This is a genomic window from Candidatus Pelagibacter communis, from assembly GCF_001179945.1.
GTDB lineage: Bacteria > Pseudomonadota > Alphaproteobacteria > Pelagibacterales > Pelagibacteraceae > Pelagilacustribacter > Pelagilacustribacter ubique_A.
The window spans coordinates 74,048-92,308 of the sequence record NZ_CVSG01000075.1 but is presented as its reverse complement, the minus strand read 5'-3'; the positions used below and the strand labels follow the sequence as shown (position 1 = coordinate 92,308).

Genomic DNA, 18,261 nt, shown 5'->3' with positions numbered 1-18,261 from the left:
TTAATAATGTTTAATAAAGTCTTAATAGCTAACAGAGGTGAAATAGCTGTTAGAGTAATTAGAGCTTGCAAAGAATGGGGAATTAAGACTGTTGCGGTGCATTCTGATGTAGATTCAGATTCTATGCATGTTAGATTAGCGGATGAAAGTGTATGTATTGGCTCACACCAACCTCAAAATAGTTATTTAAATATTTCATCTATTATGTCTGCTGTAGATTTAACTGGAGCTGAAGCTGTTCATCCAGGATATGGATTTCTATCAGAAAATGCAAAATTTTCAGAAATTGTGAATAAACATGGAATAAAATTTATAGGCCCAAGTGCTAAAATAATTTCAATGATGGGAGACAAAATAGAAGCTAAACGTGTTGCAAAGAAATATGGTTTACCAGTTATTGAAGGTTCAGAGGCTGGAGTTAAATCTTTGGATGAAGCTAAATCAATTTGTAAAGAAATTGGATATCCAGTTTTAATAAAAGCTGCTGGGGGTGGAGGTGGAAAAGGTATGAAAATCGTTGAGGAAGAGGAAAAATTAGAAAGCCTTTTCCTTTTAGCAAAATCAGAGGCTAAAAAATTTTTTAATAATGATGAACTTTATATCGAAAAATATTTTAAAAACCCAAGGCATATAGAAGTGCAAATTATGTCAGGAAAAAATAAAACTGTTCAACTAGGTGAAAGAGACTGTTCTGTTCAAAGAAGGCATCAGAAACTAATTGAAGAGACTCCTAGTCCAGTGATAACTGAAAACGAAAGAAAGGATTTATTAGAAAAAACAGTTAAAATGGTTGAACAAATAAATTATGAAGGCGCCGGAACAGTTGAGTTTATTTATGAAAATGGCAAGTTTTATTTTTTAGAGATGAATACTAGAGTTCAAGTTGAGCATCCTGTAACTGAAGTTCAAACAGGTATTGATATCGTTAAGGAGCAACTTTGGATCGCCTTTACAGGTGAAACTGCTTTAAAACAAAGCGATATAAATCCTCGGGGTCATACGATTGAGTGTAGAATAAACGCAGAAAATCCTTCTCTGAATTTCCAACCTAGTCCTGGCACAATTAGTGTTTGCCATCAGCCTTCTGGTTTTAGAACAAGAGTAGACGGTTCAGTTTTTCAAGGTTGTAAAGTGACTCCTTATTACGATAGTTTAATTGCAAAAGTGATTTGTAAAGGAAGAAACAGGACCGAAGCTATTCAAAGAACTTTAAGATCACTTGACGAATTTGTCCTTGAGGGCATAACTACAACAATCGATTTGCATAAAAAAATACTTAAACATAAAAAGTTTTTAAGCTCAAATTTCGATACTAACTGGTTAGAAAAAGAAAAATTTTTCTAAACTTTGTTACAATGTAGTAATTGCAAATCATATATCGCATGATCGAAAGGAGTTAAATTCGGGTCAGATGAAAAAGTCCATCCATTAAAAATATAAACTTTTTCATTTTCATTTTTAGTAAGATCCTTCACTTGCATATATGCTACATCATTTACTTGATTGTGTACTTTTACTTTACCGCATTTAAGAATTTTTATTTCTAATGGACCGAATTTTTTTATTTCATCTAAATTCACTTGAATTTTTGATGATTTAGCGGTTATTTTGTCTAAACCAATTAAAACAGCATGCGAATTAATTTTTTCATTTTTCTTTTCTTTGATTTGATTTTTTGTAGATAAACTATCATTTTCACCATCGGAAACTTCAAAACTTGGTTGAATTCGATCAAGATTAATTAACGGCGTACTTAAAATTTTTTCCTCAGCTGAAAGTATATTTGAAGAAAATAATGCTAAAAAAATGTAAATTATTTTAAAATTATTTCCATGTTTCATATTTTTTCAAATTGTCGTCTTTTTTTATCTTTACAGGTTTAAAACTTTCTGTTGTCCCAGTTTTATTTTCTGAATGTTCTTTTTGCCAAATATATTTTTTATCACTCTCACTGGGAATCTTGTCATTTGTATGATGAATCCAATGATACCAGTCAGCGGTTATTTTAGTTGCCTCAACCTCTTTTGAGTAAATTACCCATCTTTCATCATTTTTATTTTTGTAATATTTGTTTCCAAATTTATCTTTTCCTACAAATTTACCTGTAAATAAGGTTTTCAAAAACGTTCCCAATGTTTGTCTATTCCACCAAGTAAAAATTACTTTTAAACTCATATTTGAAATTTAAAATCCACACAATTAAGAAGTGTATAATATAATAATAGACACTTCTAAGTATTAATATATATCTTAAACAGATAGATTCCAATATATTATGAAAAAATTCATTGTTGAAACTTATTATACTTGTACTTTTAAAACAGTTCATACTTTGAGTGATCTAAACGATAAAGAACTATCTAAAATAGATGAAAGAAATGATGGAAACGTTGAAATAATTGACGTTAAATTAAATAATAGGAAAACAAAAAAAATTGGTGAAAAAAAAGAGACCAAAAATGAAAATGTGAAGGTTGATACCACAATTTCTAAAAAAATTTCAGGAAATATTAGCAAAAAAACAATAGAGAACATTAATATTAAACAAAAAAATAATACAAGATTCAAAATGCCAGATAGAAGAAAAGGTTATATTCAAAAAGCGCAAATAGGAGATCATAAAGTTTATCTTCATACTGGAGAATATGATGACGGTAAAATTGGTGAAATATTTATAGACACCAATAAAGAAGGTGAATTAGTTAAAGCGATGATGAATAACTTTGCTATAGCTATTTCGCTTGGATTACAGTATGGAGTTCCTTTGGATGAGTATGTCGATGCTTTTATTGACACAAAATTCGAACCTTCTGGAAACGTTGTTGGAAATGACAGGATCTTAAGTGCATCGTCAATTTTAGATTATGTTTTCAGAGAGTTAGCGATTTCTTATTTAGGTAAAGAGGAACTTGCTCACACACCATCGATAGCAAGTTCTAAAGCTGTTCTAAATGAAAATACTGACGATAAATTTTTAAAAATAGTCAAAAATATCACCTCAAAAGGTTTTGTGAGAAGCAACTTAGAAGAAAAATTGATAGATCTCTCAGATGTTAGAATCAATTTAAAAACTAAAAATTAGTTTTTCTTAATATCCAATTTTATACCAAGTTCTTTTAGCTGTTTAGTCTCAACATTTGAGGGAGCAGACATCATCAAATCTTGTGCATTTTGATTCATAGGAAATAATGTTACTTCTCTAATATTATTTTTGTTAGCTAGTAACATTACTATTCTATCTATACCGGGCGCAATCCCTCCGTGAGGTGGTGCGCCATAACTTAAAGCATTAATCATTCCACTAAATTTTTCTTTTACATCCTTTTCATTGTACCCAACAATAGAAAACAACTTGTACATTAACTCGGGTATATGATTTCTTATTGCTCCTGACGACAGTTCTACTCCATTACATACAATATCATACTGATAAGCTTTAATTTCTAAAGGTTTATCAAAATTCATACTTTTTATATCTCCTTGTGGCATAGAGAAAGGATTATGACTGAAAACAATTTTATTTGTTTTTTCATCTTTCTCAAACATTGGATAATCTACGATCCAACAAAATGAAAAGACATTCTCTTCTATAATTTCCAAATCTTGTGCTATTTTATTTCTTGCTAGAGATAAAATTTTTTCTACTTCATTTTGTTTGCCGCAAGCAAAAAATATACTATCCCCTATTTTTGCTTCACACTGTGATTGAATTGTTATGAGTGCATCCTCACTAAAAAATTTACCCACAGGACCTTTAGCAGAAATTTTTTTGTCTTTTTCTAAAGTAAAATATGCTAATCCAGATGCTCCCTGTTCTTTAGCCCATTTATCAATATTGTCAAAAAAACTTCTTGATTTATTTTTTGTGTTTTTTGTAACAATTGCCCTGACCTTAGATCCAGATTTCACAAGTTTTTTAAAAATATCAAACTTTACATCGTCTCTTTCAAAAATATTAGTCACATCCTGGATGATTAAAGGATTTCTTAAATCAGGTTTATCTGTACCATATCTTAACATTGAATCTTTATAAGAAATTCTCGGAAATTCTTCTGATAGTATTTTTTTTGAAGAAAATTTTTTAAATAAATTTACAAAAAGCTTTTCTACAACTTTAAATACATCTTCCTGCTCTACAAATGACATTTCTAAATCGAGTTGATAAAACTCTCCAGGACTTCTATCGGCCCTGGCATCCTCATCTCTAAAACATGGAGCTATTTGAAAATATTTATCAAAACCAGAGACCATTACCAATTGCTTAAATTGCTGAGGAGCTTGTGGTAAAGCATAAAACTTACCAGGATTTAACCTACTTGGTACCAAAAAATCTCTAGCTCCCTCAGGACTTGAGGATGTCAAAATTGGGGTTTGATATTCTAAAAAACCTAACTTTAACATTTCTGATCTTATAAATGAAATTACATTAGATCTAAGTACTATATTTTTATGCATCTCTTCTCGCCTTAAATCTAAGAACCTATATTTAAGTCTTATTTCTTCAGGATACTCTTGTTCACCAAATACTGGGATGGGTAATTCTTTTGCATTCGATAAAATTTCTAAACCATGAATTTGTATCTCTATTTTTCCAGTTTTTAATTCCAAGTTTTCTGTTCCTTTTTCTCTTTTGATTACTTTTCCAGTTATTTTAAGTACTGACTCAGGTTTAATCTTTTCTAAAATTGAAAAAAATTTATTATTATTTTCTGTTACACATTGGGTGATTCCATAATGGTCTCTGATATCAATAAAAATTAAATTTCCGTGATCTCTTCTTCTATGAAGCCATCCAGAAATTGTTACATTTTTATTGAGATCTTTTTCACTTATCTCTGAACAATTATGTGTTCTAAATTTATTCATTTATTTAGTACTTTTTTTATTAGATTAATATTTATTGATTTTCCAGAAGATAAAGACAAATCATCAACATCTTTAAGAAATTTGAACATTTTATCATAAGATCTCTCAACATTTTTTACAATATAATCAGAAATTTTTGGACTAATGGTTATTTGTTTCTCCGAGAAAGATTTTGAAATTATAACATGCAATAAATCATCTGGTGGAAGATCTATTCCAATATTTATAAAGCTACCAATTCTCGATTTCAAGTCATTTAATGTAAAATTGAATTTATTTAAAGGTTTAAAGCTATTTACTAAAATATAGTTATTTAATTGTTTTGAATGATTCAACAAAGAATAAAATAATTTATCATCAATTTTATTTTTAAAATCATCAATGATTAAGCACTCGCTTTTATTAAGTCCAGAAACAACTGTATTATCAAGCTTACTTTCATCTAGAACTATAATTTTTTCAATTTTTTTTTCTAGTATTTTAGATAAATGAGTTTTACCTGAACCTGATGCTCCATACACGTTCAGCCAATTACCTGGCCAATTTGGCCAACTTTCAATTAGCTTGTACGCAGAAAAATTATTACTTGAAACAAAAAAATCTTGCTCAAAATATTTTTTTTTAAATGGAAATTTAAATGTTAACTGACTCATTTTTTAATTTTCAAATTCCATTGATCGTTAGTAAATTCAAGCATAATATTTTGTTGTTTAAGTTGATTAATAATTTTATCTAATTTACCTAAATATCTTATCTTTAATAGCACATATTTGTTATTAAATTCCTGAACAAATATTCCATCAACGGTATCTAGATTTTGTAGCCTATTATTTAATTCTACCAAATTATTTTTTTTATTAGTTATTAGTCTTGCATTTAAGAAAGAAGGAGTTCTTACATCTATTAAATTTTGAGACTTAATAACATTAATCAATTCCTTACTAATTACTTTAATGATTTCATCATTAAATTTTTCAGTATTTGCGCCTTTTTTAATTTTAATTGTTTTATCAATTTTTTTATTTATTATCTTTGTTCTTAAATAAATTTTTTTCTCATTTGATCCAATATCTTCGATTAATACTAAGGCTAAATTTTTATTTTCATACTCTTTAAATAAAATTTGAAGGTCAATTCCATATAAATTTTCTTTGTTAACACTTATATTTTGAATCACTTCAATATTTTCAATCGGTAAAATAAATTCAATAAGTTCAGATTGATATATCTTATTCCAATAATCGTAAAAATAATTATTATTATAAATTATTATCTCGTTTTTTTTTAATATTACAGGTAATAAATATAATTCTTTATCGGAAATATCTGAGTAAGAAATACTCTTGTTAGAAAACAGTGAATGTAATTTATCTTTATCAAAAAAAATATTAAAATTAACTTTTTCTTTGTCACTATTTTTCGTCTCATTGGCAATTTGGTAGTATGACACTAATTCTTTAATTTTAGAAAATTCCAATTCTGATATTTTTTTTATATCTTTATCTAAAAGTATCTTTTCTAAGAGTTCCTCAAATCCCTTTTTAATTGCTTTATTGGCTAAATCATCATTAGAATTATTTGACTTTTTCGCAATTTCAATATTATTAACATTAAAAATATTTTCTAATGATAAAACATTTCCAGTTTTAAGAAAAATAATTAAAATAATGAAAGAAATTTTATAATAACTCATTTAAGTTTAAATATCATTTTTACTAATGAAAAAAATACAAAATAGTTACAAAAAAAGTGGTGTAAATATTTCATTAGCTAATAAATTGGTTAAACACATATCAAAAATATCAAAAAAAAATGTCAAAAAAAGGAATAATTATTTAGATAAAGATCTTATTGGGGGCTTTGGCTCCCTATACGATATTAGTAAAAGTAAAATTAAAGACCCAGTAATTGTCTCATGTACCGATGGGGTGGGAACTAAGATTGAGTTAGCCAACAAATTTAAAAAATTCGATACAATAGGCATTGATTTAGTTGCAATGTGTGTGAATGATTTAGTTGTGCAAGGTGCTAAGCCACTTTTTTTCCTGGATTATATTGCAGTAGGTAAACTCGAAATTAATAAAGCAAAGAAAATTTTAAATGGTATTTTTCGTGGTTGTGAAATTTCAAATTGTAAATTAATTGGTGGCGAGACAGCAGAGATGCCAGGTGTTTATTCAAAGGATAAATTTGATTTAGCTGGATTCAGTGTTGGGATAGTTTCAAAAAAAAAAATTTTAAATAAAAAAAACGTAAAAAATAAAGATGTAGTTTTAGGTATACCGTCAAATGGTATTCATTCTAATGGATATTCTCTAGTCAGAAAAATCCTAGGTGAAAATAAAATTGATAAAAGTATTAAAAATGAATTATTAAAACCAACTAAAATTTATTCTCAAGAAATTTTGAATTTGACTAAAAATAATTTAATTTCGTCTGCAGCTCATATAACTGGTGGTGGGCTTATTGAAAATTTAATTAGATCGATTCCAGAAAAGCTAAGCTTGAACATTGATTTATCTAAAATTAAAATCCCTAAAATTTTTAAATGGCTTAAAAAGAAAAATATCTCTGATGCTGAAATGTTAAAAACTTTTAATTGTGGTATAGGATTTTGTGTTATCACACCAAAGAAAAATGTCGCTAAAATTAGAAAAAATTTTTCTAAAAATTTTCTCCCTTACGAAATTGGATATATTTCAAGAAATAAAAAAAAGGTTAGTCTCTATAAGAATTTAAAATGGTAAAAAAAAATGCATGTATTTTTATATCTGGGAAAGGTTCAAATTTAAAAAATTTGATAAACAGATCTAGGGATTATAGCTTTCCTATTTCAATCAAATTAGTAGTAAGTAACAAAAAGAAAGCTTTGGGAGTATTGCATGCCAAGAAAAATTTTATTCCGTATTTAATCATAAATACAAAATCTCAAAATTTTGAAAATTATTTGCTTCAAGATCTTAAAAAACGCAATATTTCTATAATTTGTTTAGCTGGATACATGAAAATATTGTCAAAAAAATTTTTAAGAAATTTTGGAAAAAAAGTAATAAATATTCACCCCTCTCTTTTGCCAAAATTTAAAGGCTTAAACACGTTTTCTAAAATTTTAAAACATAAAGAGAAAAAAACAGGTTGTACAGTTCATTTTGTAGATGAAAAATTAGATAATGGAAAAATAATTTCTCAGAGGTTTTTTTTTATTGATCCATCTGATAATGAAGAAACATTAAGGCAAAAAACACAAAAGTTAGAATATTCAGTGTTTCCTGAGTCAATTATAAAAATTTTTCAAAATTATTAATGTTTAAAAAAAAAATCTATTTCTTTTTTTGCATTAGAGTTTGAGTCTGAACCGTGAACAGAATTTTTATCAATTGATATTCCATATAACTTTCTTATGGTATTTTCTTTAGCCTCTTTTGGATTTGTAGCTCCCATCAGCTCTCTGTTTAATATTACTGCATTTTCTCCTTGCAAAATCATTACTACTATTGGACCTGATGACAAATAAGTGCATAGTTGATCATAAAATGGCTTAGATTGATGAACTTTGTAAAAGTCTGCAGCTTCCTCTTTAGAAATCTGGATTTTTTTACTATCTTTGATAACTAAATTATTTTTTTTAAAGATTTCTTTTATTTTCTCGACTAAATTTCTCTCTACAGCATCAGGTTTTATAATTGATAATGTTTGCTCAGTACTACTCATAATTGTCTTCAACAAATTGATTTAATAACCTCACACCAAATCCTGTTGCACCACCAGAATTTAAAGCCCCTCCATATTTTGAAAATGCCATTCCTGCTATATCCAAATGTGCCCAAGGAGTATTTTTCAAAATAAATCTTTGCAAAAATTGGGCAGCAGTAGTTGAGCCAGCGCCCCCAATATAGTTTATGTTTTGCACATCTGCATTTTTAGAATCCATGAGTTTATCGTAATTTTTATGTAAAGGCATTCTCCAGACTTTTTCATTTACCTTTTCGCCTGCTTCAAAAAGCTGTTTAGATAATTTATTATCATTTGAGAAAAGACCAGCATATTCAGAGCCTAAACAGACAATTATTGCGCCTGTAAGAGTAGCAAGATCAACAATTAGTTTTGGTTTAAATTTCTTTTCAGTAAAAGTTAAGGCATCTGCTAAAACTAATCTTCCCTCTGCATCTGTATTTAATATTTCAATTGTTTTTCCACTATAAGATTTAACAATATCTCCAGGGCGTTGTGCGTTTCCACTCACCATATTTTCTACAAGACCAACTACTCCTACAGCATTTATTTTAGCTTTTCTAAGTGCTAAATTTTTCATAAGGCCAACTACTGTAGCTGAACCTGCCATATCGTAAGTCATATCTTCCATAAATCTTGCAGGCTTAAGAGAGTAACCACCCGTGTCAAAACAAACTCCTTTTCCTACAAACGCAAGAGGTTTAGAATTGTTTTTTGCACCATTCCACTCCATTGTTATAAGATAAGAACCTTTTGTGCTCCCTTGACCAACGCCTAGCAGAGCATACATACCTAGTTTTTTTAATTTTTTTTCATCATAGATGTTTATTCTTAATCCTTCTTTTTTTAAAGAAGATATTCTTTTTGCGTATTCATCTGGGTGCAAAACATTTCCTGGCTCAGAAACTAAATCTCTAGCATAAAAAGTTCCTTGTTCTAAAGATTTAAATTTTAATTGATTTTGTATCGAAGGCTTATTTTTATTTCCAACAATGTTTATTAAAATATTTTTACTATCGTTTTTTGTTTTATATTTTTTAAATTCGTAAGACTTTAATTTAAGACCATGTAAAAAATGACCTAAAAAATTGTTTTGTTTATCATCTAAACTATCTGAAATTAAAAAATATTCATTATTTTTCCCTTGATTAACATGACCATAAAATTCTGCTCCAACGTTTTCTACTTCATAAGTTTTCATGTTATCTTTTAATGATATTAAAATAATTTTTCTTTTGGAGCTTGACTCAAAAACAAAAATATTTTTTTTGATGTCAAAAGATTTAAGCAAATCTTCAATATAAATAAATTCAGATTTGGATAGATATTTTTTCAAATTATTAATTTTGAATTTCTCTTTAGAAAATAAAACAATATTAGACGATAAGGATTTGTTTTTGTTTGAGTTAAGATAATTAATTTTTGTTGACATATATTTTTAATTAAAGCCTATTTGTGTCAGTGATATAAGTCCAAATATATAGATTTTCAATGTAAATTTAGTCATATTTAAACCATTAGTTGAATTTATTTTATGGATGCTTTATTTATATACAATATTTCCTATGCTTCAAAACAAAATTTATCAAAATTTTTTTATAGAAATTATAAAGACGTTTTTAGTTATTGTTTTTGGCTTGTCAATTATTGCTCTAACTGTAAGAGCTGTAAATTTTTTAGATTTAATAGTAGAAAACGGTTACCCTGTGACCACATATTTCAAATACTCTTTCTTAAACCTTTTTGGAATAGCACCTAAATTCATTCCATTAGCTTTTCTGTTATCCGTAGTGATTTTTATTTTAAAACATCTAGAAGATAGTGAATTTGTCATATTATGGACCTCGGGAATAAAAAAGATACAAGTAGTAAATTTATTGTTCTTCACTTCGGTAATTGTCCTTCTCTTTTATATTGTCCTATCCACTTTTTTGACACCAATAGCTTTAAATAAATCGAGGCAGCTATTAAGCGAGGATCAATTTAATTCTTTTTTACCTACAATAAGAACTCAACAATTTAGTGACGCATTTAAAGGTTTTACATTTATTGTTGAAAAAAAAATTAATAATGAAATTAAAAATATATTTTTACACGATACAGGAAAAAACCTTAAAAATTTATCACCAAATATTTCAAATGAATTAAATACAACGGTTGTAGCTGAAAAAGGAATAGTAAAAGAAAGAAAAATGTTTCTATTCAATGGTCAAATTATTTCATCAAAAAGTTCAAATGAAGAAACAGAAATACTTAAATTTGAACAATTGAACATTGACTTAAGTAATTTAGTTACAACAACAATTAAACAACCAAAGTTACAAGAAACATCTACACTAACGCTTATTTCTTGTTTAATTTCTAAAAATCAAAACGCCAAAATTTGCAAGGAGGACATAAATAAAGAAATGTTTCCAATTCTTATTAGAAGAGTTGTGTTACCATTTTATATTCCTGTCGTTGCGTTAGTCTGTTCATTTTTACTTCTCAAGAGTCAACGAATTTATTCTAATAAAATATCGATATTTATTTATGGTTTTTTTATTTTATTATTGACTGAACTATTAATTAGGTACACAGGGCTAAATTTCTTGTTAAGAATATTTTACCTGATAATGCCTTTTGTCTTGAGTTTATTTTTTTATTTCCTTTTAAACTATAAATTTTCAAAGGAGTCGAAAATTACATGAAGAACCTCCTTTTCAACTATATACTTAAAAATTTTTTAAAAACATTTTTTTTGTGTGTTTTAATAACTTATAGCTTTGGAATGATTTTAAATTTATTTGAGGAAATAGAATTTTTTAAAAATAACAACGTTAGTTTTTTAACACCATTAATGCTTACAAGTATATTTGTACCAAGTATGATCTTAAAGCTTTTACCTTTTATAGTATTTATTTCGAGTATGTGGTTTATGCTTAAAATTAGAAACAATAAAGATCTTCTTACATTAAAGGTTTACGGATATTCCAATTTAAAGATTTTTTTTATTCTAGCTTTTACATCTTTTATTTTAGGATGGTTTATTTTGATAATTGTTAATCCAATAACCTCTTCAATGGTTAAATATTATGAAAAAACAAAGTCTCAATATGCTCGTGATATTGATCATTTAGTTACGTTTAATAATAACGGTTTGTGGATTAAAGAAAATTTAACAGGTGTCGATAGGGTGATTACAGCAAGAAAAACAGAGGGATTCAAACTGGTAGATGTAACTATTTTTCATTTTGATAATAAATACAATTTATATGAAAAAATTTTTGCAAAAAATGTAGATATAAATACAAATGATTGGGAATTAAAAGATGTTATTATTTTTGAATTAGTAAATGGAGTTTTTGAAAAAACTAAAAAAAACACCCATTACATCCAGTCAATTTATAATTACGACAAAATAACAAGCTTATTTAATAATTCCGATACTATGTCTTTTTTAGAATTAGTTATAGATTATAAAAAACTTTTAAATAATGGCTATAATAAAAGTTTTTTAAATCGAAGTTTGCACACTATGCTTGTCCTGCCGTTCTTTTTATTTTTAATGACAGCTATTGCCTCAATTTTGACTATGAATACTTTAAAAAAATCTGATAATTTAAAGTTCTTAATTTTAGGCCTAATTATAAGTGTTTTGGTTTATTATTTTAAGGATTTATCAATTGCTTTAGGTCAAACTGACAGAATTCCATTACCCTTGTCTATTTGGGCACCTGTCATTGCATTGAGCTTATTTACATTTATTGGGGTTTTGCAAATAAATGAGAAATAAAATTTATATCTCTCTTTTCACTTTTATTTTTTTCTCAAATACTTTTGCGGAGGATATAATGATTCAAGCAAAAAATATTACTTTAGATAAAGATAAAGTAACAACAGTATTTGAAACTGATGTTGTAGTAAAAACAAAAAATAAAACTATTAAAAGTCAATATGTAAAATATAATAAAAAGATTGGATTACTCATTTTAAAAAAAAAAATCATAGCTGAAGATAATGATAATAATGTAATTACTGCAGAAAATGCAGAATTCAATGAAACTAAAGGAATTTTTAAAACTTTCGGTCCCACTAACATTGTTACTTCTGAAAATTATGAAGTTAAAGGTAGAGATATAACTATTAATAATAAAAATAAAACTATTAGTTCAAATAAGCCAACTACTATAAATGATCAAGAAGGTAATTACATTGAATTACAGAACTTTAATTATCAAGTAAAAAATAATATATTTCAATCTATTGGTTCAATTAAAATCTCAGATAAGCTTAAGAATGATTACGAATTCTCACAAATTTATATTGATACAAAGAAAAAAGAGATTTTAGGCACTGATATTAAGGCTTTCCTAAATGATGAAAGTTTAAAAATTAATCCTAAAAATAAACCAAGAGTATTTGCAAACTCTATAAAACTTGGTGCTAAAAAAAGTACATTCAATAAAAGTATTTTCACTATTTGTGATTATAGAGAAAATGATAAATGTCCTCCATGGACAATACAGGCTTCTAAGATGTTGCATGACAACATTAAAAAAACTATTTACTATGACAACGCATTAATAAAAGTTTATGACATACCCATTTTTTATATTCCTAAACTTTCGCATCCTGATCCAACAGTAGATAGAAGATCTGGTTTTTTGGCTCCTACACTTACAGACACTAAAAATTTAGGAATTGGAGTTTCATTACCTTACTTTTTTGATATTGGAAGAGACAAAAATTTTACTTTAACAAGTAAGATTTTTGTAGATGAAAATCCATTAATTCAAGGTGAGTATCATCAAGCATTCATGAATTCTAATTTTCTCGCAGATTTTGGATTTACCCAAGGGTACAAAAATACAAGCTCAACAAAAAAATCGGGAGAAAAGTCTCATTTCTTTTCAAAATTTATAAAAAACTTCACAGGCGATGATGGATCTAATAATAGCTTTAGTTTAGCTATCCAAGATGTTTCCAATGATAAATATTTAAAATTATATAAAATTAATTCTAATTTAGTAGACTACAACACAGACACTTTAGAAAATCACATTAATTTCACACACGAAAATGACGATTTATTTTTTGGTTTTAATGCAAGCATTTTTGAAACTCTTAAAGAAAGTTACGAAGATAAGTATGAGTATATTTTACCCGAAATAACCATAGATAAAAATTTACTTAATAATGATAAAGTTGGTAATTTAGATTTACAAACAAATATTTCAACACATCTATATGACACTAATAAACTCCAAAATTTTATTGTAAATGATTTTGATTGGAGATCAAAAGATATTTTTTTAGAAAGTGGTTTAAACACTAAAATTTTAGGTAACCTAAGAAATATAAATTATGAAATTAAAAATGTAGATGAATATAAAGAAGATCCTACAAGTGAATTGTTTGGAGCTTTGGGTCTTTTTTCAAAAATAAGTTTACGGAAAAAACAAGACAGTTCAGAACATTTGCTCACGCCAAAATTACTTTTAAGATATGCTCCTGGTAGTATGAGAAATGAAACGTCTGGATCAAGATTAACACCTAGTGCTGCTTTTAATTTGAATAGACTAAGCAATATTCATAACTTTGAAACTGGTATGAGTGGAACTTTAGGATTTGACTATAAAACTACTGCAAAAGACAGAGAATTTGATTTTTCAGTAGCGCAAGTTATTAAAGATGTTGAAAATAACAAAATGCCAGATAAGTCAAGTTTGAATGAAAAGGTCTCAGATCTTGTAGGTTCTGCAAACTTAAAATTAAGTAAAAATTTTAGTCTTAATTACAATTTTGCACTTGATCAAAATTATCAAGATTTAAATTTTAATGAATTAGGAACTAATATGAATTTTGGTCCAATTAACTTTGACTTCAATTATTTGCAAGAAAAAAAACATATTGGAAATCAAGATTATTTTACTACTAAAATAAATTTACAAAACAAAGATCAAGGTACTTTCTCTTTTGAAACAAAGAGAAATTTGATAACAGATTCATCTGAATTTTATAACTTGAGTTATGAGTATATAAATGATTGTTTAAGAGCAGGATTGGTTTATAGGAGAGAATTCTATAATGACTCTGAACTTGAACCTGAAAATTCATTAATGTTCAAAATTACGCTTACACCTTTTGGAAGTATTAATTCACCGACTTTTGACAAATGAAAATCAAAATCTTAATTATTTTATTCTTTTATTTGAATTTTTTATGTATTCCAACCAATGCAATTACGAACAGGATAATTTTAAAGGTAGAAAATGAAATTATCACTAATTATGAGGTAAAAAATAAAATTTTAACTACTTTAGTTTTAGCAGGAGATGAGATAACACAAGAAAATATAGATAAATTAAAAAAACAAGCATTAGAGTCACTTATTCAAAATAAATTAAAAATTATCGAATTAAAAAAATTTAAAATTAAAAAAAATAATAATCAGATAAATTCTTATTTAAATTTAGTATCTAGAAATGACATCGCAAAACTTAAAAATAAATTTAAAGATAATAATCTAGATTACGACCTTTTTTTAAAAGAGGTTGAAATTCAAACAAAATGGCAAAATTTTATTTATCTTTTTTATAAAGAAAAAATAGAAATTAACGAAAACTCTGTGAAAGAAGACTTAAAAAAAATTATTGAAAATGAAAGTAAATTCCAAGAATTTAATATTTCAGAGATTGAAATATTGATGGAAGGAAACGCTAATATTGAGCAAATTATTTTAGATTTAAAAAACAAGATCAGAGATGAGGGTTTCGAGACTGCAGCTTTAAAATATAGCATGTCATCCTCTGCTAACAACAAAGGTAATTTGGGCTGGATTAGCTCAAAGTCTCTATCAAAAGAAATTTTTGAAGTTTTAAAAACAATGGAGATTGGACAAATTTCTAATCCAATAAAGAGACAAAATAGTATCCTTTTTTTGAAATTAGTTAATGAAAGAACTGCTAGAGTAGAAAATATAAATATAGAGGAACTTAAGGAAAGAATAATTGACCAAAAAAAAAATGAAATGTTTAATCTTTATTCTAAAAGCCATTTATCAAAACTAAAGAACACAGTTTTAATTGAGTATAAATGAAAAATAAAATTATTTTAGTTAGCGGCGATCCAAATAGTATAAATTCTGAAATAATTTATAAAACTTGGAAAAAATTAAATAAATCATTAAAGAAAAGGGTTTTCCTTATTTCTAATACAAGTCTTTTGTCACAACAATTTAAAAAATTAAAATATTCTATTAAAATAACAAATGTTAATAATTTTAATCAAAAAATCTCACATAATTATTTAAAGGTTTTTGACGTTCCTGTTACTTTTAAAAATCCATTTAAGGTGAATAAAAAAAATTCTTCAAAGTTTGTTATTGATTGCCTTAATTACGCACACAGATTATCATTAAATGATAATAATATTGGTATAATAAATTGTCCAATTAATAAAAATCTTCTAAAAAAAAATAAAATTGGTGTGACCGAATTTTTAGCTAAAAAATGTAAAATTAAAAAAGATTCAGAAGTCATGCTTATTTACAATAAAAAATTGGCTGTTTCTCCAATTACAACACATATAAACCTTAAAGAAGTTTCAAAAAAAATTACTATTCCTTTAATCGTAAATAAAGTTATTAAAATAAATTCTTGGTACATAAAAAATTTCAATAAAAAACCAAAAATAGGTATATTAGGTTTAAACCCTCATAATGGTGAACTAAGAGATAATTCAGAAGAAAGAAAAAAAATAATTCCTGCAATATTTAAGTTAAAAAAACTTAATATAAACACAGTAGGCCCTCTAGTTACTGATACAATATTTATGAATTTCAATGATTATGATGTAATTGTAGGAATGTATCATGATCAAGTACTCACACCATTTAAAACGATATTTAAATTTAATGCTATTAATATAACTTTAGGTCTTAAATATTTTAGAGCCTCTCCTGATCATGGAACCGCAATTGGTTTAATTGGAAAAAATAAAGCAAATTATTCAAGTCTTTTAAATTGCGTTACTTTTTTAAATAATTTTAAAAATGAAATTTGCTAAAAAATCGTTAGGTCAAAATTTTTTAATTGATAAAAATATAATAAAAAAAATAATAAATATTGTTGATATTAGAAATAAAAATATTATTGAAATAGGTCCAGGGACAGGAGCTTTAACTGAAGAGATTTTAAAAAATAATCCAAAATCTCTTATACTTATTGAAAAAGATATTTCTTTACATGAAAATCTTATCTTAAAATTTTCTCATAATAATATTCTTAAATTATACAATGATGATATTTTAAGTATTAATATTGAGAAATTAATTAAAGAAGAGACTGTTATATTTGGTAATCTTCCATACAACATTTCTTCACAAATTTTAGTAAAATTTTTGAAATTTAAAACTTGGCCTCCCAAATTTAATGACCTTATATTGATGTTCCAAAAAGAGCTGGCTGATAAAATTATAGGAGAATATCTTTCAACTAATTATGGCAGATTATCGATAATATCTAATTATCGTTTAAAAGTTTTTAAAAAGTTCAATATTTCTGCAAATTGCTTTATCCCGAAACCAAAAGTAACATCAACTTTATTACATTTTCGCCCAATAAAAAAAAATAAATTTAAAATTAAAAATATTAATAATCTAGAAAAAGTTACAAATGTTTTGTTTTCGGGACGTAGGAAAATGATAAATAAAAATATCAAAAAGATTTTAAGTGAGAAAGAAATCAGTCAGATTCAAGGATTGCAACTTAAGTCGCGACCATCTCAATTAAATCCTGATATCTACTACAAAATCACTGAGTTTTTTGAAAAGAAATATTAGGTGCAATTTTATTAATCTCGATTATTTTTTCAATTTGTCTGAAGCAATTTTCAAGATTTTTATTTATTATAATATAATCGTAATCATTCCAATGTAGTATATCTTCATCAAACGAATTAAATCTTTTTTTTATCTCTTCATCTGTATTTTGATTTCTTTTGATTAATCTACTTTTTAATTCGGCTTTGTTAGTAATCAAGTAAATTTTTATTAGATTAAGATTTGTGTATTTAGAAAGCTGTTTCGTTCCCTGCCAATCTATATCAAATAAAATATCATTTTCTTTAATAGTTTCATCAACATATTTTTTTAATGTACCATAATAATTCTCAAAAATTTTTGCATGTTCATAAAATTTTTTCTCATCAATTAACTCCTTAAATTTTTTTTTTGAGACAAAATGATAGTCTACCCCATCTACCTCATTTGAACGTGGAGTTCTTGTAGTATGTGAAACTGAGATTTTGAAATTTTTATATTTCTGTTGAATTTTCTTAGTCAAAGTTGTCTTACCAACACCAGATGGTGATGATAATATTACCATGATATTTTCTTTACCATGTAGCATTAAACGAAAATTGTATTTTAACTTGTTTTGCTTTCAATAAATTTTATAGCATCTCCGACAGTTAATATTTTTTCTGCCTCACTATCTGATATTTCTGAACCAAATTCTTCTTCGAAAGCCATAACAAGCTCAACGGTGTCTAAGCTATCTGCTCCTAGATCGTCGATAAAACTTGCTTCATCAGTTACTTTTTCTTCTTCTATTCCTAAATGGTCCGCTACAATTTTTTTTATTTTACCTTTAACATCGTCTGACATGAATTCCTTTCGTG

General features: G+C 26.4%; 19 protein-coding genes. 10 read left to right on the top strand and 9 right to left on the bottom strand.

What is annotated here, in order from left to right; genetic code table 11:
* Positions 1 to 6 precede the first annotated feature (6 nt).
* Complete coding sequence (gene accC, locus AMN78_RS03230; RefSeq protein ID WP_075534151.1) at positions 7 to 1,344, top strand: acetyl-CoA carboxylase biotin carboxylase subunit; 1,338 nt, start codon at positions 7 to 9, stop codon at positions 1,342 to 1,344.
* Here accC and AMN78_RS03225 read toward each other — a convergent pair.
* Together AMN78_RS03225 and AMN78_RS03220 are read right to left on the bottom strand one after the other, a co-directional pair.
* Positions 1,341 to 1,841 carry a DUF2155 domain-containing protein gene (locus AMN78_RS03225; protein ID WP_075534150.1) on the bottom strand — a complete coding sequence of 167 codons (501 nt, stop codon included), beginning with the start codon at positions 1,839 to 1,841 and terminating at the stop codon, positions 1,341 to 1,343. The two genes, accC and AMN78_RS03225, sit on opposite strands and share 4 nt — an antisense overlap.
* A complete protein-coding gene (locus AMN78_RS03220) occupies positions 1,825 to 2,175 on the bottom strand; it encodes an NADH-ubiquinone oxidoreductase subunit NDUFA12 family protein (RefSeq protein ID WP_075534149.1) in 351 nt (116 codons plus the stop codon). Before AMN78_RS03220 ends, AMN78_RS03225 begins: the two co-directional genes overlap by 17 nt.
* A gap of 100 nt (positions 2,176 to 2,275) precedes the next feature.
* Between AMN78_RS03220 and AMN78_RS03215 the strand changes: the two genes are divergently transcribed.
* Positions 2,276 to 3,082, top strand: a complete 807-nt coding sequence (locus AMN78_RS03215) for a TSCPD domain-containing protein (RefSeq protein WP_075534148.1) — start codon at positions 2,276 to 2,278, stop codon at positions 3,080 to 3,082.
* Here the strand turns inward: AMN78_RS03215 and aspS are convergent.
* The 3 genes from aspS to AMN78_RS03200 are packed head-to-tail and all read right to left on the bottom strand — an operon-like array spanning position 3,079 to position 6,559.
* Positions 3,079 to 4,866: an aspartate--tRNA ligase gene (gene aspS, locus AMN78_RS03210; RefSeq protein WP_075534147.1), complete on the bottom strand. Its 1,788-nt coding sequence runs from the start codon at positions 4,864 to 4,866 to the stop codon at positions 3,079 to 3,081. The two genes, AMN78_RS03215 and aspS, sit on opposite strands and share 4 nt — an antisense overlap.
* A complete protein-coding gene (locus tag AMN78_RS03205; protein WP_075534146.1) occupies positions 4,863 to 5,519 on the bottom strand; it encodes an HdaA/DnaA family protein in 657 nt (218 codons plus the stop codon). The genes aspS and AMN78_RS03205 overlap by 4 nt, the downstream gene beginning before the upstream one ends.
* On the bottom strand, positions 5,516 to 6,559 hold the full coding sequence (locus AMN78_RS03200; RefSeq protein ID WP_075534145.1) for a DUF2066 domain-containing protein: 1,044 nt from the start codon (positions 6,557 to 6,559) through the stop codon (positions 5,516 to 5,518). The genes AMN78_RS03205 and AMN78_RS03200 overlap by 4 nt, the downstream gene beginning before the upstream one ends.
* Positions 6,560 to 6,584: 25 nt before the next feature.
* Here AMN78_RS03200 and purM point away from each other — a divergent pair, with 25 nt between their 5' ends.
* Positions 6,585 to 7,613 carry a phosphoribosylformylglycinamidine cyclo-ligase gene (purM, locus tag AMN78_RS03195; protein WP_075534144.1) on the top strand — a complete coding sequence of 343 codons (1,029 nt, stop codon included), beginning with the start codon at positions 6,585 to 6,587 and terminating at the stop codon, positions 7,611 to 7,613.
* Positions 7,607 to 8,170 (top strand): phosphoribosylglycinamide formyltransferase, encoded by a 564-nt coding sequence (gene purN, locus AMN78_RS03190; RefSeq protein ID WP_075534143.1) that lies wholly within the window; start codon positions 7,607 to 7,609, stop codon positions 8,168 to 8,170. The genes purM and purN overlap by 7 nt, the downstream gene beginning before the upstream one ends.
* Here the strand turns inward: purN and ndk are convergent.
* On the bottom strand, positions 8,167 to 8,577 hold the full coding sequence (ndk, locus tag AMN78_RS03185; protein ID WP_075534142.1) for a nucleoside-diphosphate kinase: 411 nt from the start codon (positions 8,575 to 8,577) through the stop codon (positions 8,167 to 8,169). The two genes, purN and ndk, sit on opposite strands and share 4 nt — an antisense overlap.
* The gene (locus AMN78_RS03180; protein WP_075534141.1) at positions 8,570 to 10,030 is read right to left on the bottom strand and encodes a leucyl aminopeptidase; all 1,461 of its coding nucleotides are present in this window, start codon (positions 10,028 to 10,030) and stop codon (positions 8,570 to 8,572) included. Before AMN78_RS03180 ends, ndk begins: the two co-directional genes overlap by 8 nt.
* Before the next feature lie 106 nt (positions 10,031 to 10,136).
* Between AMN78_RS03180 and AMN78_RS03175 the strand changes: the two genes are divergently transcribed.
* From AMN78_RS03175 to rsmA, 6 genes are read left to right on the top strand one after another with little or no spacing between them, the layout of a single operon-like run.
* Complete coding sequence (locus AMN78_RS03175) at positions 10,137 to 11,288, top strand: LptF/LptG family permease (protein WP_082254532.1); 1,152 nt, start codon at positions 10,137 to 10,139, stop codon at positions 11,286 to 11,288.
* Positions 11,285 to 12,373: an LptF/LptG family permease gene (locus tag AMN78_RS03170; RefSeq protein ID WP_075534139.1), complete on the top strand. Its 1,089-nt coding sequence runs from the start codon at positions 11,285 to 11,287 to the stop codon at positions 12,371 to 12,373. Before AMN78_RS03175 ends, AMN78_RS03170 begins: the two co-directional genes overlap by 4 nt.
* Positions 12,363 to 14,759: an LPS-assembly protein LptD gene (locus AMN78_RS03165; protein ID WP_075534138.1), complete on the top strand. Its 2,397-nt coding sequence runs from the start codon at positions 12,363 to 12,365 to the stop codon at positions 14,757 to 14,759. Before AMN78_RS03170 ends, AMN78_RS03165 begins: the two co-directional genes overlap by 11 nt.
* Positions 14,756 to 15,679 (top strand): peptidylprolyl isomerase, encoded by a 924-nt coding sequence (locus tag AMN78_RS03160; RefSeq protein ID WP_075534137.1) that lies wholly within the window; start codon positions 14,756 to 14,758, stop codon positions 15,677 to 15,679. Before AMN78_RS03165 ends, AMN78_RS03160 begins: the two co-directional genes overlap by 4 nt.
* On the top strand, positions 15,676 to 16,647 hold the full coding sequence (locus AMN78_RS03155; protein WP_075534136.1) for a PdxA family dehydrogenase: 972 nt from the start codon (positions 15,676 to 15,678) through the stop codon (positions 16,645 to 16,647). Before AMN78_RS03160 ends, AMN78_RS03155 begins: the two co-directional genes overlap by 4 nt.
* Positions 16,634 to 17,422, top strand: coding sequence for a 16S rRNA (adenine(1518)-N(6)/adenine(1519)-N(6))-dimethyltransferase RsmA (rsmA, locus tag AMN78_RS03150; protein WP_075534135.1), 789 nt, complete (start codon positions 16,634 to 16,636; stop codon positions 17,420 to 17,422). Before AMN78_RS03155 ends, rsmA begins: the two co-directional genes overlap by 14 nt.
* Here rsmA and gmk read toward each other — a convergent pair.
* Complete coding sequence (gmk, locus tag AMN78_RS03145) at positions 17,394 to 17,990, bottom strand: guanylate kinase (RefSeq protein ID WP_075534134.1); 597 nt, start codon at positions 17,988 to 17,990, stop codon at positions 17,394 to 17,396. The two genes, rsmA and gmk, sit on opposite strands and share 29 nt — an antisense overlap.
* 17 nt (positions 17,991 to 18,007) lie before the next feature.
* A complete protein-coding gene (locus AMN78_RS03140) occupies positions 18,008 to 18,247 on the bottom strand; it encodes an acyl carrier protein (protein ID WP_075534133.1) in 240 nt (79 codons plus the stop codon).
* Positions 18,248 to 18,261 lie beyond the last annotated feature (14 nt).